The following is a 16,477-nucleotide window of genomic DNA, read 5'->3' on the forward strand; positions in this document are numbered from 1 at the left end:
CTCAGCCGCGCCACCAGGCGGCAGGGCTTTCCAGCTTTGTGATACCGGCCGTATCGAGCGCGTCGGCCCACGCGGCCACCGTTTTCCCGTCGACCTCGGCATCCGTTGCTATTTCGGACAGGGGCAGCAGCACGAAGGCCCGCTCCACCATGCGCGGATGCGGGACCTGCAGGCCCGCTTCGTCGATCCGCTCGCTGCCGAACATCAGGATGTCGATGTCGATGACGCGCGGCCCCCAGCGTATGTCGCGGACGCGCTTGAGGGAGGCTTCGACCTCGAGGCAGAGCGCCAGCAGATCACGCGCGCCCAGCCGGCAGTCGACCGCGGCCACCGCGTTGAGAAAATCGGGCTGGTCCGTCAGGCCCCAGGGCGGCGTGCGGTAGAGCGAGGAGACGGCCACCACGTCCACACCGGCATCCGCATCAAGCGCGCGCAAGGCCGCGGCCATCGCGGAAGCCGGATCGCCGATATTGCCGCCGAGCCCGAGATAGGCCCTCACGGGCGCGTCATTCCGGCCAGGCAACGGTCACCTCGACATGATCGAGCACGCCCGCGACCGGCGCATTGGGCTTGCGCACGGTGATGCTGGCCTTGGCGATCTGGGGGAAACGCCGGCACAGAGACTGCGCCACATCCAGCGCCAGAGCTTCGATAAGATGGCGGCGGCGGCCGGTGATGATGCGCTCGATCTCCGCGAACACGATTCCGTAATCGACTGTATTGGCGATGGAATCGTCCGCCAGCGAACCGTCCGGATTCACCCGCAGTTCCGCATCCACGTAGAAGCGCTGTCCGAGGGTTTCCTCCTCGGCATGGACGCCATGGCGCGCGAAGAAGGCGCAGTTTTTCATCCGCAGGACGTATGACAATTCAGTTCTCCGCCGGTCGGGCATGGTCGAGGATGGCGTCGGCAATCGCCAGGGCATCGATATTGGTCGCCACGTCGTGGACCCGAAAGACCACGGCGCCCTTCAGGCGCAGCGCGACGCTGGTCGCCGCCGTCCCGGCGTCCCGCGCCTCCACCTCCCTGCCCGTCACATGACCGATGAAACGCTTGCGCGACGTGCCGACAAGGAAAGGGAAGCCAAGCGGCGCCAGTTCCCCGAAACGCGCGATGATCTCCAGATTCTCGTCCGCGCCCTTGGCGAAGCCGAAGCCGGGGTCGAGCAGGATTTGCTCGTCGTCGACGCCCGCCTCCCGCGCGATCTCGATCGAGCGCGTCAGGAAGGCGAACTGGTCGCCGATGACATCGGGCAGTTTCTCGCGCTCGCGGCCCGTATGCATCAGCACAAGGCCTGCCCCGGTGTCCGCTGCGACCCTTGCAATGCCGGGCTCGCGCTGGGCACCCCACACGTCGTTGACGATGTGGGCGCCTGCCTCCACCGCCAGCCGCGCCGTTTCCTCGCGGTAGGTATCCACCGAAATGATCGCGTCGCCCCGTGCCGCCAGCGCCTCGATGACCGGCAGCACGCGTCGCTGCTCTTCCCCGGCATCGATCGGTTCGGCGCCCGGCCGGGTCGACTCCCCGCCCACATCGACGATCAGCGCGCCTTCCGCCAGCATCCGCTCGGCCTGCGCGACCGCCTGGTCTGCCACGGCGAACCGGCCACCATCCGAAAAACTGTCCGGCGTGACGTTGAGCACCCCCATCACCACGGCTTTCGAACCGAGCGGCAATGTGCGGCCATGCGCGAGCTTCCATTCGAATGCGGGCATTGCCGGTCCCAGGGTGTTGAAGTAGGCGGACTTGTGGGTGCCTTTGCAGACAAAATCAACGAATTTCCGCTACCTTTGGCATAAGCTCTTCAATTGGCCATCTTCGGCTGACGGAATGGCCACTCGTCAATTTTTGCGGAGCATTGCATGTCTCGCCTGCTGTTGTCGCTGCTTGCGGCCCTCGTCATCGCCGGCCCGGCTGGCGCGTCTTCCGTCGAGCGCAGCTACAGCTATTTCACGATCGGCGGGTCGACCCTGGCGGAGATCGAGGAAGAGCTCAACCGCCGCGGTCCGATGGTGGGCACGACCGAGCGCCGCCATCCCGGCGCCACCCGCATGCAGTTCGCCACCCGCGTCAGCTACGGCGGGAGCGACGGGCGCTGCGGCGTGATCGATGCGAGCGTCGAGCTAAACGCCAACATGATCCTGCCACGCTGGCGCATCACCCGCGATGCCGGCATGGAAACCCGCATCATCTGGGACACGCTCGCCGCCGACATCAGGCGTCATGAAGAGGCCCATGTGGTCATCGCGCGCAACTACGCCCGGGAAATGGAGGCCGCGCTCAAGGCGGTGCGCAACGAGCGCGATTGCGAGGCCGCCGAAGCACGCGCGGAAAAGATCCGCACCGAAATCCTGCGCCGTCACGACGAGGCCCAAGTCGAGTTCGATCGCATCGAAGCCATCAATTTCGAGCGCCGCATGCTGCGGCTCCTCGACTACCGCCTCGAGCGCATGGAAGACGGTCGCCTGCCAATGCCGTGAGTGCGGCAGGCGCCGCCGGACCTCATTTTTCCACGCCCAGGCGCCGTTGCAGCGTCGGCGAGGTGCTCGCATAGAGCGGCGGCGTCCTGCCGTCGGGGCTGAGGTGCCTGCGCGCGGCCTGCGCCATCAGCGCCGCCTCGTGGAAGGCCGACAGGATGAGCCTCACCTTGCCCGGATAGTGGCACGCATCCCCGATGGCGAAGACGCCGGGCATCGAGGTGGCGAAGGTCGCGCTGTCGACCGCGATGGCGCCGTCGGCTGCCTCAAGCCCCAAGGCCGATACCGCAAGGGGCTCCACGGTAACCGTATCCGGGTCCGATGATTGCGCGTCTTGTCCCGCGCGGAACGCCCCGCCGCCCGCTGCGACGACCACCATCCTGCCCAGCAATGTGTCGCCCGTATCCGTCGCGACCGCATATCCCTGACCCGCCTGGCCTTGGATCGACGTGGCTTTGCAGCGGAAACGAAACGCCGGCGAGAACGCATTCGCCTGCTCCAGCAGTCGACCCGCAATGTCGCCGGCATCGATGCTGGCGAAGCCAGGCATGTCGTAGACGGGCTTGTCCGCATAAAGCGCGGCGCATTGCCCGCCGGGCCGGTCCAGCGTGTCGATCAGGAGACTGCGAAACCCGAAAAGGCCGAGTTGGAAGGATGCGAACAGGCCCGCCGGCCCGGCGCCGATGATGATCGCATCGATCTCCGCGGGCTGGTCCATGGACGTGCGCGCGACGGTCAGCCCTGCCTTTCGGGAACCGAAACCACGAGTCCGTCGATCTTGTCGTCGACCTTGATCTGGCAGGAAAGGCGCGAGTTAGGCTTCACCTCGTAGGCGAAATCCAGCATGTCTTCTTCCATCGGGGAAGGTTCGCCGACCACATCCGTCCAGGCCTCATCGACATAGACGTGGCAGGTCGCGCAGGCGCACGCTCCACCACATTCCGCCTCGATCCCCGGCACGGCATTCTTGATCGCGTTCTCCATCACGGTGGAGCCGGTTTCCGCCTCGACGTCGAAGCGCGTTCCATCGAAGGCGATGAAGGAGATCTTTGCCATGCGCGTACCTTGCCAATTTCGAAGATGCTGAAAGGAGCGGGAGAAAGCCCGGGAGCGGTTTGCCGACAGATAAATGCTGAAACGCAGGTGTCAACAGCGCCGGGCGTCGGACATCTGAAAGGCCGCCCTCGCCGTCAGTCCGACATCGACCGGATTGCCGCGTCGATCCGGTCGGCCAGAACGCCGAATCTGCCGATCAGCGTGTCCTCGGCGGGCTGGCGTTCGATGCCGGCGGCGCAGTCGCCGATTTCGAACGCCCCCAGTCCTCTCGCGGCGCCCTTGACCGCGTGGGCGATCTGCCCGCGTTCGGTCGCGTCGGCGGCCGCCAGCCTCAGGCGGGCTTCCGCGATCTGCGTCTGGAACATGGCCAGGAGTTCGCGTTGCAAATCCCTGTCGCCGAGCGTGGCACGGTTAAGGTGCTCTCGGTCGATGGGCGAAGCTGTGTCATGCTTGGTTGTGGACATCTGGCAACTTTCCGTCACGGGCGGGCCGGCTGGGGCTAGGATAGCGTCGCGCGACACACCCGGGAAAGACGATTCACGAACAGGCCCCAAAGAAATTTCCTCAAATGCCACCGGCCGTTAACCCTATGTTTAAACTTTTAGGAATGCGCGAGAATGCGTGTTCCAATCGGCAGCCGGTAAAGCTACCATGAGTGTGGGCGTAGAGTAGCCTCAATAGCGCGGTCACGAGGGGCCAAACATGGCGGACCGCGAAACATGTACAGGGTATAGGCGGCATGGCGCGTAACACGGCAAGTTCCACCGACATCGACCACGAGGTCGCGCTCGACCTTGAGGACGCACTCGAACTCGAACTGGCGAAGGATCAGGCCCCTGCCGGGCTCGACATCGCCGCCTCCATGGAGGATTTCGAGCGGCAGATCTCCGAAGCCGCGGAAGAACTCGCGCGCGACCGCGATGCCGTCCCGCCGGTGGCCGCGGCAGCTCCTCAGGCAGCCCAGCCCTCCCGCGCCGCGCCGAGCGCGCCCAAGGAACAGCCAAAACCCAAGCCCACCAAGGCTGCCAACGATCCCCTCGACGATGGCGGTCAATCGCAGGCCGAACTGCGCCCCGTGCACCCGCGTCCCTCTGCGGCCTCGCCGGCCCTGTCGCCTGCCAATGACGATCGTCACAACGAATACCGCGCCTTCCAGCGCTCGCTGTCGCGCCACACGCCGAGAACCGTCTACTGGATCGTGGCGTTGCTCAGCATCGGCTGGGTCAGTGCCGGCCTCGCCATCGCCAACCAGCTCTACGGCCCGCAGATCTGGCAGATCTCGTCCGTCCCCGAACTGATGGCCATGCCCCAGGCGCTCGTCGTGGCGGTGGTCACGCTCGTGCCGGTTCTCCTGTTCTGGGGCTTCGCCGTCATGGTGCGTCGCGCCAACGAGATGAAGCTTGCAGCCCGCTCGATGAGCGAGATCGCCTTCCGCCTGGCAGAGCCCGAATCCATGTCGCAGGACCGCGTCATGACCGTCGGTCAGGCGGTTCGCCGCGAGCTTCAGGCCATGAACGAGGGCATTGAGCGCACGCTGGCACGCGCCGTCGAGCTGGAGACCCTGGTCCACACCGAGGTCAGCGAGCTCGAGCGCGCCTATTCCCAGAACGAGGGGCGCATCCGCACCCTCGTCGACGGTCTCGGCGCCGAGCGCGAGGCCGTCATCAACCATGCAGAGCGTGTCCGCGCCTCCATTTCCGGCGCGCACGAGACACTCAAGGAAGAACTCGACGCGGCCAGCAGCATGGTCCGTCGCAACATCTCCGACATCACCACCGAGCTGAGCCAGACCATCGACGTGTCCGGCAGTGCGCTGGTCGAACGGATGAACGAAAGCGGCAGTGCGATCAGCTCCGCCATCGATCAGCGGCTTGAATCCCTTCCCGATCGTCTTCAGACGTCGGGCGAAGCGATCGCCAACCTGCTCGACTCGCGCATCGCGCGGCTTGGCGCCTCCACCGACGAGGCGATGCAGTCGCTCACCGGCATGCTCGACACCCGCACGAGTGACCTCGTGTCGATCATTGGCGACGCCGGCCGCTCCATGACCGACCAGTTCGGCGTGCGCATCGGCGAGATGGAAGAGACGCTGAAGACCCGTGGCCAGGCCCTGATCCAGGACTTCGAGACCCGGGCCGAACTGCTCGAGAAGGGTGCCGAGAAGCTCAACACCGCCCTCGAAGCGCGCTCGCGTCAGATCAATGAGACATTGCTCGTCAGGGCCCGCGAGATCGCCCAGACCTTCAATGACGGGCGCAGCGACATCAGCGCCCTGATCGAGGAAGGCAAGGCCAAGATCGGCTCGGAACTGGCCGAGCTCGTCACCTCGACCTCCGACATGCTGGCCGCCCGCGCCGCCGATTTCCGGGACGGCCTGGCCAGCGGCCGCGCCTCGATCTCCGAAGCCCTCGAGACCGACCTTCGCCTCCTGGCGGAAGCCCGCGCCGGCGTCGACGAATCCGTTGCGGGGCAGATCGAGCAGATCGCCCAGAGCCGCACCCGCATCGCCGACGAACTCCGTTCCGATCTGGGCATGCTCGCCGAAACGCGGGCCGAGGTGGAGAACATTCTCGCCGTCCAGATGGACAAGCTGAGGGAAGGCCGCACCGGTCTTTCCGCCGCGCTGCAGGACGATCTGGAACGGCTCGCGACCACGCGCGCCGATCTCGACGCCACCCTCAAGGATCATGTCGAGGGGTTGACCGCCCGCCAGGCGGAACTGTCGCGGTCGATCGCCGACGACGTCGCCCGTATCGATCAGGCCTTCGGCGCGCAGACCGGCATCATCGAGGAGCGCACCGATTCCATGCGCCGTGCCTTGGAGATGGGCGTCGACAGTGTCCGCAAGACACTCGAGAACAGCGCCGTCGTCATCGCCGGTTCGCTGCGCGACAAGGTTTTGGAAGCCACGGCGGCACTCGGCGAGGAAGCCGAGGCGGCCATGGGCAATGTCGACCGCCGCATCGGCCAGAGCATGGGTAGCGTCGAGCAGGTGCTCGCCGAGCGCGCGGATCAGATCCGGCTCGTCTTCGAGGAAGCCGACCGCACGCTGGCATCGCGTGTCGATGAGACGGGTGTTGTCCTGGCCTCCCGCGCCGACGAGATCGTCAACGTCTTCGCATCGGCCGATGAGCGCATCGCGGCCCGCACCGAAGCCACGGCGGAAACGCTCAAGAACCGCATGGGCGAGACGGGCGCCATCCTGGCATCGCGCGCCGACGAGATCGTGAATGTCTTCACCACCGCCGAGGAGCGTATCGCAGCGCGTGCCGAGGCCACGGCCGAAATGCTCACGAGCCGCATCGGCGACGTCGCGGATTCCTTCAAGGACACCGACATGCGCCTGGGCCAGCGTGCCCAGGACATCGCGCGGGTCTTCGAGGATGCCGACCAGCGCATCATCCAGCGTACCCATCAGAGTTCGGCCGAACTCGACGCCAGGGCCCAGCAGATACTCGAGGCCCTCGAAAGCGTGGAAAGCCGCCTCGACCGCGGCGCGGCCGCCGTCGGCCAGAAGATCGACGAGCAGGTCGCCGGCACCGAAATGCGCCTCACCGAACGCGCCGATGCGATCGCCCGCACCTTCGCGGCCATCAACCAGCAGATCGAACAGGGCAGCCAAGAGGCCATCCTGTCGATCGATGGCACCACCTCGCGGCTTCAGGAAGCCTTGCAGGCAACGGGCGCGCTTCGCGAGAGCATCCAGGAAGCCGCACGCAGCATCGACGCCCGCAGCGGCGACATCGCCGAGACCTTCCTGGCGGCCGACAACAAGCTGGCGCGCAGCGCCGAACAGCTGACCGCGCGTATCGACAGCGAGATCGCCGTCGCGGCCGAGCGGCTGGGCCAGGGCGCGGAAGCCATTGGCGACCGCCTCACCGAGCAGGTCGGCCGCACGGAGGCCCAGCTCATCGAGCGCGCCAACGTGATCGCCGAAACCTTCTCCGCCGTGAACCAGCACATCGGCCGGCGCACGGGTGAAGCCACCCAGGCCATCGAGTCCACCACCCGCCAGCTTGGCGAGATGTTGTCGGCCCGTTCGACGGAGATCACACGTATCCTTGACGAGACCGCACGTCCGCTGGCCGACCGGTTTGCCAGCAGCGGGCAGGAACTCCAGCAGAGGATCGAGACCACGACGCATCAGGCCATCGAGCGTCTCAGCCAGGAGAGCAACGTCCTGGTGGACATGCTGGGCGACCGCACATCCGCCACCGTGAGCGAACTCGAGCAGGCGCGCCACGCGCTTACCCGCAGCGTTCGCGAGATGAACGAGCAGCTCAGCGGTTCGGCCGCGCAGCTGGGAGAGGTCGTCGAGACGACGACCGCGGAGGCCACGCGCCGCCTCAGCAGCCAGAATGCCGCCCTTGCCGCGAGCGTGAAGGAACTGACCGGCCAGCTCGACCAGTCCAGCACGAAGCTCGCCGACCTCGTCGACGGCGCCGTCATGAACCTGGCGACCCTCGATCAGAACCTGGCCCGGTCCGCGCAGAACTTCTCGGAAACCGCGGAAAGAGCGACGAGCAGCTTCGAGGCTTCCTCGCGCCTGATCGACACCAACACGACGAAGCTGTCGACCCTCTCGTCCAAGACCCTGAGCGACGTGGGCGCGATCGCCCACAGCTTCAGCGAGCACGGCAAGATGCTGCAGAACGCCAGCGATCTTCTCGGTTCGGCGCAGAACAACCTCACCTCCACCCTCGAGGAGCGCAAGGAAGCGATCGAGAGTCTGTCGAGCGGGCTGCTGAAGAAGTCGGAGGAGATCGAACGCGCGATGCGCTCCTTCGAGAACATCATCGAGAAGACGCTGGAGAAGGCCGAGGGCCGGACGCTGGGCGCTACCGAACAGCTGCGCGTCGCCGTTGGCGAGGTCGTCGAGGCGGCCGGCAAGAAGTTCTCGGATGCGACGGACGAAATCCGCCGCACCGCCGCCACGATCCGTTCCGAGCTGGAAGAAACCCGCAGCGAGCTGAAGCGTGGCGTTACGGCGCTGCCGGAGGAAACCCGCGAATCCACTTCCGCCATGCGCAACGCGGTCAGCGAGCAGATCAACGCCTTGAAGGAACTGGCTGATATCGTTGCGAAATCGGGACGCGCCTTCGACGTCTCCACCCCTTCGGCACAGCCTGCCGCACCGGTGCGCGGTTCCGCGCCCCAGGCCCCGCAGCCTGCCGCCCGCGCCACCACGATGGAACGTCCCGCCGCGGCGTCGCGGCCTGCGGCAGCATCGCGGCCTGCGGCGACCTATGCGCCGGCCTCCCAGCCGGAGCCGCGGCAGGCCTCGGCGGCAGACCAGCCACAGGGCCGCGGCTGGGTCCGCGACCTTCTGCGCGGTGCCTCGCGTGAAGACGAAGCGGCGCCGGCTCCGAAGGCCGGCCCGACCGTGGGCGAGCGTTCACGCCTCCATCTTGTCGAATCGCTCAATTCGCTGTCGGTCGACATCGCCCGGGCGATCGACCACGATGCCTCGATCGAGCTGTGGGACAGATATCGCCGCGGCGAGCGCAACGTCTTCACCCGCCGGCTTTACACGCTCAAGGGTCAGCAGACCTTCGACGAGATCCGCCGCAAATATCAGGCAGATGGCGAGTTCCGTGCCGCCGTCGACCGTTATTGTCAGGATTTCGAGAAGCTGCTCAACGACGTGACGGCCAGTGACCGCGACAACATGATGGCCCAGACATATCTGTCGTCGGACACCGGCAAGGTCTACACGATGCTGGCGCATGCCAGTGGCCGCCTGCAATAGGCTCGGCCGAAGGCATGCATTTGGCGGGAGCGGCAACGCTCCCGCTTCTTTATGTGCAGTCCCCCGCCGGGCACTGGCCTCTTCGGCCCCGGCGGCCTAGACTGCGCCGTTGGATTTCGGGGATTTCGGGAGGTTTTGGGTGAAGGGCGCGATCGGTATCGTGGCGGGTTTGACCGTGGCGCTCGTGCTCGCGGCCGCGGCTTTCTTCTTCTATGGAAGTTGGCAGTCCGCACGTTTCCTCCAGGCTTCCCTTGCAGTTGGCGGTCCGACGGCCCAGGGGACCGGCTGGCCTGCTCCAGAGGCGCCGTCCGATATCGGTTTTGCCGGCGATCCCGGTCAGGCCTTCGGCTACGAGTTCCGCACCGTGCGCCTCGGCTCGGATCTGGGCGACATGCCGGCCTGGCTGGTCCCGCCGCAATCCGGAGCGATGCAGGACCGGCCCTGGGCGATCTTCGTTCATGGCATCGGCGGACGTCGCGAGAATGGCTACCGCTTCCTCCCGGTCCTGCATCGGGCGGAATTGCCGGTCATGCTGATCTCCTACCGCAATGACGAGGGCGCCCCGCCCTCTTCCGAAGGCATCTACGCTTTCGGCCTGACCGAGTGGCGAGATCTGGAATCGGCGGTCGAGCATGCCGTCGATCACGGCGCGTCGTCGGTGGTGCTTGTGGCAGAATCGATGGGCGGCGCGATTGCGGGCCAGTTCCTGCGCCGTTCGCGGCTTGCCACACGCGTGTCGGCCGTTGTGCTCGATGCGCCGGCCCTGGATTTTCCGGGCCTCGTGGCGGCCCAGATCGACCGCGAGGGCATCCCGTTCGCCGGTATCATCGCACGCGGCGGCTTTGTCCTGTTCGGGCAGCGCACGGGCGTGGACCTCGCCCAGGCCTACACAATCCCGGACTTCATTGCGTTTCCCGGCCCGCTCTTCCTGTCGCACGGGGCAAATGACCGGCTGGTGCCGGTTGCCTCCAGCGACCACCTCGTGGCCAACCGCGCCCACCCGACCGAGTATCTTCGCACGGAGGCGGATCATATCCTGTCGTTCAAGGCCGATCCGCAGGCCTATGAGAGCGCTCTGTCGGCTTTTCTCGCCGGCTTGGGTGAGTGAATGAACCTTGACGCACGCATTGCGTTATCGCGCATTGCAGGAGCATTGAGATGTCCTACCGCAGATTGATCGCCAGCGGCGTTGCCGCCACCGCCCTACTCGTTCTTGCCGGTTGTGGCGAGGACCCGACGATCGTGACGGAATCCGGTCCGTCCACTTCCGAGAGCACCAGTCCCGATGACCAGAACCAGCCGGACACCATGGACCGGGTCCGCGAGGGTGCCGGCCGACTAGCCACCGAGGCCGAACGCCTGGCCGGCGAGGCGCGCGAACGCGCCGAGGAGGCCTTCCGGAACCCGGGCCCTCTCCTGGAACAGGCCGGCGAGGTCGCCGACCGCATCGGCCAGTCCGTCGACGAGATCGTGCGCCGGGCTGCCGAAGACTTGCAGCATGGCGTGGAACTGCTGGAGCAGCGGATCGCCGAGATGTCCGGAGAGCGTGTTGTGCGCGAAGACGCCGATGCCGCGCTGCCGCCGGAAGAGAACCTCAATGCCGACACCAGCGCCGCGGCCCGCGCCGTCCAGGCGGGCGTCGGTCCGGATTATGTCGGGGTGTGGGCCGAGACGCCCGCGGCCTGTGCCCGCATCGACCAGGAACCTGTCGAGATCTTCGCCGTCATCACGCCGACCACCATCCGCCGGTATGAGAGCGTCTGCAACTTCCAGGCCGCCCAGGTCGAGGAAGGCAGCGCGCAGGTCAACGCCGAGTGTATGGCCGAAGGTGATGCGGAAGAGCGCAATATCTCCTTCGCCATGCCGGATTTCGACACGCTTCGCATTTCCTACGACGGCCAGCCCGGTGGCGCCGAACTGATCCGGTGCCATCTGACGCAATGACGGAAACGAAACCCTCGATCTTCGTCGACGCCGATGCCTGCCCGGTCAAGGACGAGATCGTCCGCGTCGCGGAGCGCCATGACCTGGTCGTGACTTTCGTGGCCAATGGCGGCCTGCGTCCCTCGCGCGACCCCATGATCCGGAACGTCGTCGTGCCCCAGGGCGCGGATGCCGCGGATGACTGGATCGTCGAGCATGCACGGCCAAACGACATAGCGGTGACGGCCGACGTGCCGCTCGCCGCACGGCTGGTGGAAAAAAATGTTCATACGCTCGGCCCCACGGGAAGGCCATTTACCGTGGAATCCATCGGAATGGCCGTCGCGATGCGCGATCTGAAACAGCATCTTCGCGAGAGCGGCGAGATCAAGGGCTACAATCCCGGCTTTACGCATCGCGACCGCTCGGCTTTCCTTTCGGCACTGGATCAGGCCGTCCGGATCGCCAGGAAGACGGTCGCCCCTTGACCGCGGGCAACCGCCACCTGCCATTCTACCTCGCGGCCGGTGCCGCTGCAGTTTCGACTATCTCGGCAGTCTGGGTCGCGCCGCTGATGGTCTCGATCATTGCGTCGAATGCCTTCTTCGCGACCTATCTCGCCTTGGCGCTTTCACGGATGTTCGGTCACCCCGGCGGGCAGCGAGGCAGGGCGGCCGGAGACAACGATGAACCCGCATGGGTCATCTTCTTGATCACCATAGGTGCCGTGGGGACAGCACTTGCCGCCCTCTTCATCGTTATCAATGCGCGCGACACGCCGGGAGCCGGTATTCTGGTGCTCGCGTTCTGCGCCGTACCCCTGGGCTGGGCGGCCATCCACGTGATGGCGGCAGCACATTACGCTCATCTTTACTGGCAGGACGCCGACAAGACGGCAAAGATCGAATTCCCCAGGACAGAGGAACCCGGGCCGACCGAATTCGTCTATTTCGCGTTCGTGATCGGCATGACTGCCCAGACGTCCGACGTGTCGATCAATTCATCCGAAATTCGCGCGGTCGCCACAGTTCATGCCATCGTTTCGTTCTTTTTCAACACCGTCTTGGTGGCGGCAGCCGTCAACGCGGCTGTCGCCCTGGGCAATTGATTGCCCACCGACGCCGTCTCCACTTCTGGGCGAAGACTCACGACACTCATGAACGTTTGACGAGTGTAAAGCTGGACTCCTGCAGCGCCGGGTGATTAGCCTTTGGGCCGCGCTTCCCCGCATGGCGACGGTGACGAGCGGTTGCTCCGACTTCGCCAGAGGAACACCTTCATGAAGCATTTTTACGCAGCACTGGCCATGACGCTCGCCTTCATGGCACCGTTGGGCACAGCCACCGCGCAGGACGCGGCGGCAATGCCGGATCTCAAGGGGAACTGGGTCGGCAGCAGCGAGACCGTGCTGATGGGCAGCGCCCTCCATCACGCCGACGGCGACGCCGAGCCCCGCTTGAGCGAGGTGGCATTCACGATCGCGATCGAAGGCCAGGATGGAAGACGCTTCTGGGGAACGGTTTCGTCGCCGCAGGGCAACGAGGCCATTCTGGGTGTGATCGGCTTCGACAACAAGTCGATCGTCGCCAGGGACGTCGATGGATACATGGAGGGTGACCTCGCCGACGAGGACACCATGCACCTGATCTATTCCCATTCGGGTGACTCGACCGTCATCGCGGCCACCACCTTCAAGCGACAGGACTAGGTCTTCCCGCGTGGCGCCGCACCTTCTCTCGGTCCGGCGCCACGCCGACGACCTCGATGAGGCCGCCAGCGCTCCGCCACGCGCGCCAAGCCCCCGTGGTTTGCGCCACCAGGCCTGCGGTGATATCAGACTGATATCAACCGAGGTGTTCCCATCGCCAGCATCTTGATCAGGAATATCCCCGAGGACGTCCTCAGGCGCTTCCGGGAACCTGCCAAGGCGGACGGCAAGTCAGCCGAACAGCTGGCGCGCGCGAGGCGATCGCGGAGAAGGCTCAACCGGATCGCGAGGAGGCTTGGCGCCAGATCGATATCCTGCGGTCGGAAACAAGAAGAGTGGACGACTTCGATATCGTCGGGGAAATCAGGCGCGACAGGGAAGAGCGAGCCGATCGCGTTCTGGGCCACGCCCGGGGAACTGATGAATGATTGTTGACGCCAGTGCCGCCGTGCCGGTCCTCGTCAATCATGCGCTGACCGAACAGGCACGCTCGGTGCTCGCCGGAAGAGATCTCAGTGGGCCCGCGCTGATCCTGACGGAGACGGCCAACGCCTTGTGGAAGTATGCAATCAGCGGCGGAATGACTGCAGAGCAGATCAATGCGGCCATCCGCCAGATACATTCAATCGTCCATACGGTCCCTGATGAAACCATTATGGCGCAGGCCGTAAAACTGGCGGTCGCGCACCGCCATCCGGTTTACGCCTGCCTCTACCTCGCCCTTGAGAGGCGCGCGCCGCTGGCGACCGCCGACCGCCGCATGGCCGCCCTCGCCCAGCAACTTCTCATCCCAACAGAACTGATCGAGCCTGATTCATGAAAACCATCTCCACCGCAAAATCCCATGGCGGCACCCAGGGTGTCTATTCCCACGCCTCCGATGCCTGCGGCTGCGACATGACCTTCGCCGTCTTCGTCCCGCCTCAGGCGGAGCATGGCCCCTGCCCCGTGGTCTGGTATCTGTCCGGTCTCACCTGCACCCATGCCAATGTGATGGAAAAGGGCGAGTACCGGCGCTGGGCCGCCGAACTCGGGGTAATCGTCGTCTGTCCCGACACCAGCCCGCGCGGCGATGATGTGCCGGACGAAAAGGACAACTGGCAGTTCGGCAAGGGTGCGGGCTTTTATGTCGATGCCACCCAGTCGCCCTACGACAAGAACTACCGCATGTACTCCTACGTGACGGAAGAGCTGCCGAAGCTGATCGGCGCGCACTTCCCGGCCGACATGAACCGTCAGTCGATCTTCGGACATTCCATGGGCGGCCATGGCGCCATGACGATCGCGCTTCTCCATCCCGACCGTTTCAAGGCCTGCTCGGCCTTTGCCCCCATCGTCAACCCGATGACCGCCGGTTGGTCGAAGGGCGCCTTCGAACGCTATCTCGGCCCCGACCAGGCCACCTGGCGCCGGCACGATGCGTGCGCCTTGGTCGAGGACGGTGCGCGGTTCCCTGAATTCCTGATCGACCAGGGCACCGCCGACGGCTTCCTGGACGAGGGTCTGAGACCCTGGCTGTTCGAAGCAGCCTGCAAGGATACCGGCATCGCCCTGACTCTGAGAATGCAGGAAGGTTATGACCATTCCTACTTCTTCATTTCCTCCTTCATGGAAGACCATCTGCGCTGGCACGCCGAGCGCCTGAAACGCTAGTCGGACCCAAATCGCCATCGGGCGGTTGAAAGCCCGGTCCCGGACGCCCATGCTTCAGCCACGACGCGTGCGCGGCCAGATTGCGCGCCCGTCTTCGCGAACGGAATGAAGGGGGAGAAAATATGCCCGACACCGCCACGATCTATTCCGGCAGTCCCGATCTCGACACGATGGGCGGGCGGCTTTCGCGTGCCCGCGATGCGCTCGGCCTGTCCGCCGCCCAACTGGCGCGCCGCCTCGGCGTGCAGACATCGACAATCAGCGCATGGGAGACCGATCGCTCCCAGCCCCGCGCCAACCGGCTCAGCATGCTGGCCGGCGTGCTGAATGTCAGCCCGTCCTGGATCCTGCACGGCGTGGGCACCGCCCCGGTCGAGGACACGCGGCCCGAGGCCGTGCGTGCGCTCGAATCCCAATTGGACCGCATGAAGCAGCTCCATGCGGAGATGGGCGAGATCATCAGCCAGTTCGAGATCGAACTCGGATCGCTCGCGGACCGCTGATTGCCGATCAGCGCAGGTGACAAGTCGTCGCGCTTGGGCTAGCGTCCGACTCGTCGAGGGCGCGAATGCCCTGCCATCTCGCGGGAGAGAGCAGCCTGTGCTGCCGCCGAAGGGGAAATCGCCCGAAATCTCTCAGGCAAGAAGAACCGTGAGACGGACAAGACGCTCTGGAAAGTCGGGGACGCATCCCCGCGCCGAAGGTGTAAGCGCTGCCGACAGGGTTCCGGGGCGCGAGTCTCTCAGGCTTCAGACAGAGGGGCACGACCAACGACCGCTCGCGCGGTCGCGTGCGACTCTGGAGGCCACATGGCGCAAACGGGCGAACTGAAGACACTTCCTCTCGATGCGATGCATCGCCGGGCCGGCGCCCGCTTCGGAGCCTTTGCCGGCTGGTCCATGCCGCTCACCTATCCCGACGGTGTGATGAAGGAGCATCTTCACACCCGCGAAAAGGCTGGCCTTTTCGACATCTCCCACATGAAGCTGTTTCTGGTCTCGGGCCCGGGCGCTGCTTCGGCGCTGGCGACCGCCTGTCCGTTCGATCCCGAGGCCCTTGGCGAGGGACAGTCGAAATACACCTTCTTCCTGAACGATCATGCCGGCATCATCGACGATCTGATCGTCACGAGACTCGGCGCCGACCGCTTCATGGTTGTCGCCAATGCCGGCAATGCCGAGATTGACCAGCGCCATCTCGAGCTGGTCCGCGTCGATCTGGCCTGGACATTGAAGCCGCTCGACCGCGTCTTCCTCGCCCTCCAGGGCCCTGCCGCCGAAGACGTGTTGAAGGAGGCCGGACTCGACCTGTCCGATCTCACCTTCATGGAGGGTCGCGAACCGCGCGAAGGCTGGTTTGCCACCCGCTCGGGCTATACGGGCGAGGACGGTTTCGAGGTGGCCCTGCCGCCCGAGGAGGCCGAAGCCTTCGCCGCGGAACTGCTGGCCGACGAGCGCGTCGCCTGGATCGGGCTTGCCGCCCGCGACAGCCTTCGCCTCGAAGCCGGTCTCTGCCTGCACGGGCAGGACATCACACCCGATACCACACCGCTCGAAGCAGGCCTGATGTGGGCGATCCCCAAGGCGCTCAGGGCGAATGGCCGGTTCATCGGCGCCGAGGCCCTGCGCCAGCGGCTTGCCGGAAGCCCTGAAGAACGGCGGGTCGGCATCAAGCCCGAAGGCCGCCAGCCCGTGCGCCCGGGAACGGTCCTCTTCGACCAGGATGATCGCGAGATCGGCCGCGTCACCTCCGGCGGCTTCGGCCCCTCGGCAGGCTTTCCCGTGGCCATGGGCTATGTCGCGGGCGAAAGCCGGCCCGGTCGCCAGATATTCGCCGATGTGCGCGGCAAGCGCCTGCCGGTCGAAATCCACGCTCTGCCCTTCACGCCGCATCGCTACCGCAAAGGATAA

17 protein-coding genes and 1 riboswitch are annotated in these 16,477 nt (G+C 65.6%); of the genes, 11 read left to right on the forward strand and 6 right to left on the reverse strand.

All coding sequences use genetic code 11. The annotated features are described in order from the left end of the window. Position 1 precedes the first annotated feature (1 nt). The 3 genes from folK to folP are packed head-to-tail and all read right to left on the reverse strand — an operon-like array spanning position 2 to position 1,716. Positions 2–499 carry a 2-amino-4-hydroxy-6-hydroxymethyldihydropteridine diphosphokinase gene (gene folK / locus GRZ55_RS04715; protein ID WP_368856584.1) on the reverse strand — a complete coding sequence of 166 codons (498 nt, stop codon included), beginning with the start codon at positions 497–499 and terminating at the stop codon, positions 2–4. 7 nt (positions 500–506) lie between these two features. Continuing rightward, positions 507–893, reverse strand: coding sequence for a dihydroneopterin aldolase (folB, locus tag GRZ55_RS04720; RefSeq protein WP_246734520.1), 387 nt, complete (start codon positions 891–893; stop codon positions 507–509). After that, a complete protein-coding gene (gene folP, locus GRZ55_RS04725; RefSeq protein WP_169285748.1) occupies positions 871–1,716 on the reverse strand; it encodes a dihydropteroate synthase in 846 nt (281 codons plus the stop codon). The genes folB and folP overlap by 23 nt, the downstream gene beginning before the upstream one ends. Positions 1,717–1,863: 147 nt before the next feature. On the opposite strand from folP, the gene GRZ55_RS04730 reads away from it, so the two are divergent. Further along, the gene (locus GRZ55_RS04730) at positions 1,864–2,481 is read left to right on the forward strand and encodes a DUF922 domain-containing Zn-dependent protease (RefSeq protein ID WP_169285749.1); all 618 of its coding nucleotides are present in this window, start codon (positions 1,864–1,866) and stop codon (positions 2,479–2,481) included. A gap of 22 nt (positions 2,482–2,503) precedes the next feature. On the opposite strand, the gene GRZ55_RS23685 is transcribed toward GRZ55_RS04730, so the two are convergent. From GRZ55_RS23685 to GRZ55_RS04745, 3 genes are all read right to left on the reverse strand, one after another. Then, positions 2,504–3,196, reverse strand: coding sequence for an NAD(P)/FAD-dependent oxidoreductase (locus GRZ55_RS23685; protein ID WP_169285750.1), 693 nt, complete (start codon positions 3,194–3,196; stop codon positions 2,504–2,506). A 17-nt stretch (positions 3,197–3,213) separates the two neighbouring features. Beyond that, complete coding sequence (locus GRZ55_RS04740; protein WP_169285751.1) at positions 3,214–3,534, reverse strand: 2Fe-2S iron-sulfur cluster-binding protein; 321 nt, start codon at positions 3,532–3,534, stop codon at positions 3,214–3,216. A 134-nt stretch (positions 3,535–3,668) separates the two neighbouring features. Continuing rightward, positions 3,669–3,998, reverse strand: coding sequence for an Hpt domain-containing protein (locus GRZ55_RS04745; protein WP_169285752.1), 330 nt, complete (start codon positions 3,996–3,998; stop codon positions 3,669–3,671). 275 nt (positions 3,999–4,273) lie between these two features. Between GRZ55_RS04745 and GRZ55_RS04750 the strand changes: the two genes are divergently transcribed. The 10 genes from GRZ55_RS04750 (at position 4,274) to gcvT (ending at position 16,477) form a co-directional block, all read left to right on the forward strand. Continuing rightward, a complete protein-coding gene (locus tag GRZ55_RS04750; protein ID WP_169285753.1) occupies positions 4,274–9,283 on the forward strand; it encodes a hypothetical protein in 5,010 nt (1,669 codons plus the stop codon). A 139-nt stretch (positions 9,284–9,422) separates the two neighbouring features. Beyond that, positions 9,423–10,391, forward strand: a complete 969-nt coding sequence (locus GRZ55_RS04755; RefSeq protein WP_169285754.1) for an alpha/beta fold hydrolase — start codon at positions 9,423–9,425, stop codon at positions 10,389–10,391. Between the two features lie 50 nt (positions 10,392–10,441). Continuing rightward, a complete protein-coding gene (locus GRZ55_RS04760) occupies positions 10,442–11,227 on the forward strand; it encodes a hypothetical protein (RefSeq protein WP_169285755.1) in 786 nt (261 codons plus the stop codon). Then, positions 11,224–11,694, forward strand: a complete 471-nt coding sequence (locus GRZ55_RS04765; protein WP_169285756.1) for a YaiI/YqxD family protein — start codon at positions 11,224–11,226, stop codon at positions 11,692–11,694. Before GRZ55_RS04760 ends, GRZ55_RS04765 begins: the two co-directional genes overlap by 4 nt. Next, entirely contained in the window at positions 11,691–12,314 is a 624-nt protein-coding gene (locus GRZ55_RS04770) for a DUF1345 domain-containing protein (protein ID WP_246734521.1), read from the forward strand. Before GRZ55_RS04765 ends, GRZ55_RS04770 begins: the two co-directional genes overlap by 4 nt. 171 nt (positions 12,315–12,485) lie before the next feature. After that, a complete protein-coding gene (locus GRZ55_RS04775; RefSeq protein WP_169285757.1) occupies positions 12,486–12,914 on the forward strand; it encodes a hypothetical protein in 429 nt (142 codons plus the stop codon). A 424-nt stretch (positions 12,915–13,338) separates the two neighbouring features. Continuing rightward, a complete protein-coding gene (locus GRZ55_RS04780) occupies positions 13,339–13,734 on the forward strand; it encodes a type II toxin-antitoxin system VapC family toxin (protein ID WP_169285758.1) in 396 nt (131 codons plus the stop codon). Beyond that, positions 13,731–14,567, forward strand: coding sequence for an S-formylglutathione hydrolase (fghA, locus tag GRZ55_RS04785; protein WP_169285759.1), 837 nt, complete (start codon positions 13,731–13,733; stop codon positions 14,565–14,567). The genes GRZ55_RS04780 and fghA overlap by 4 nt, the downstream gene beginning before the upstream one ends. A gap of 122 nt (positions 14,568–14,689) precedes the next feature. Continuing rightward, on the forward strand, positions 14,690–15,070 hold the full coding sequence (locus GRZ55_RS04790) for a helix-turn-helix domain-containing protein (protein WP_169285760.1): 381 nt from the start codon (positions 14,690–14,692) through the stop codon (positions 15,068–15,070). Positions 15,071–15,141: 71 nt separating this feature from the next. Next, positions 15,142–15,229, forward strand: a riboswitch (glycine riboswitch). A 147-nt stretch (positions 15,230–15,376) separates the two neighbouring features. Continuing rightward, positions 15,377–16,477, forward strand: coding sequence for a glycine cleavage system aminomethyltransferase GcvT (gene gcvT / locus GRZ55_RS04795; RefSeq protein WP_169285761.1), 1,101 nt, complete (start codon positions 15,377–15,379; stop codon positions 16,475–16,477).

The sequence above is a fragment of the Chelativorans sp. ZYF759 genome (assembly GCF_012911015.1).
In the GTDB taxonomy this organism is placed as follows: domain Bacteria; phylum Pseudomonadota; class Alphaproteobacteria; order Rhizobiales; family Rhizobiaceae; genus ZYF759.

Coding starts and splice junctions, on each gene's coding strand:
- folB (WP_246734520.1), bottom strand. CDS start 893: ATGCCCGACCGGCGGAGAACTGAATTGTCATACGTCCTGCGGATGAAA.
- folP (WP_169285748.1), bottom strand. CDS start 1,716: ATGCCCGCATTCGAATGGAAGCTCGCGCATGGCCGCACATTGCCGCTC.
- GRZ55_RS04730 (WP_169285749.1), top strand. CDS start 1,864: ATGTCTCGCCTGCTGTTGTCGCTGCTTGCGGCCCTCGTCATCGCCGGC.
- GRZ55_RS23685 (WP_169285750.1), bottom strand. CDS start 3,196: ATGGACCAGCCCGCGGAGATCGATGCGATCATCATCGGCGCCGGGCCG.
- GRZ55_RS04740 (WP_169285751.1), bottom strand. CDS start 3,534: ATGGCAAAGATCTCCTTCATCGCCTTCGATGGAACGCGCTTCGACGTC.
- GRZ55_RS04745 (WP_169285752.1), bottom strand. CDS start 3,998: ATGTCCACAACCAAGCATGACACAGCTTCGCCCATCGACCGAGAGCAC.
- GRZ55_RS04750 (WP_169285753.1), top strand. CDS start 4,274: ATGGCGCGTAACACGGCAAGTTCCACCGACATCGACCACGAGGTCGCG.
- GRZ55_RS04760 (WP_169285755.1), top strand. CDS start 10,442: ATGTCCTACCGCAGATTGATCGCCAGCGGCGTTGCCGCCACCGCCCTA.
- GRZ55_RS04765 (WP_169285756.1), top strand. CDS start 11,224: ATGACGGAAACGAAACCCTCGATCTTCGTCGACGCCGATGCCTGCCCG.
- GRZ55_RS04775 (WP_169285757.1), top strand. CDS start 12,486: ATGAAGCATTTTTACGCAGCACTGGCCATGACGCTCGCCTTCATGGCA.
- GRZ55_RS04780 (WP_169285758.1), top strand. CDS start 13,339: ATGATTGTTGACGCCAGTGCCGCCGTGCCGGTCCTCGTCAATCATGCG.
- fghA (WP_169285759.1), top strand. CDS start 13,731: ATGAAAACCATCTCCACCGCAAAATCCCATGGCGGCACCCAGGGTGTC.
- GRZ55_RS04790 (WP_169285760.1), top strand. CDS start 14,690: ATGCCCGACACCGCCACGATCTATTCCGGCAGTCCCGATCTCGACACG.
- gcvT (WP_169285761.1), top strand. CDS start 15,377: ATGGCGCAAACGGGCGAACTGAAGACACTTCCTCTCGATGCGATGCAT.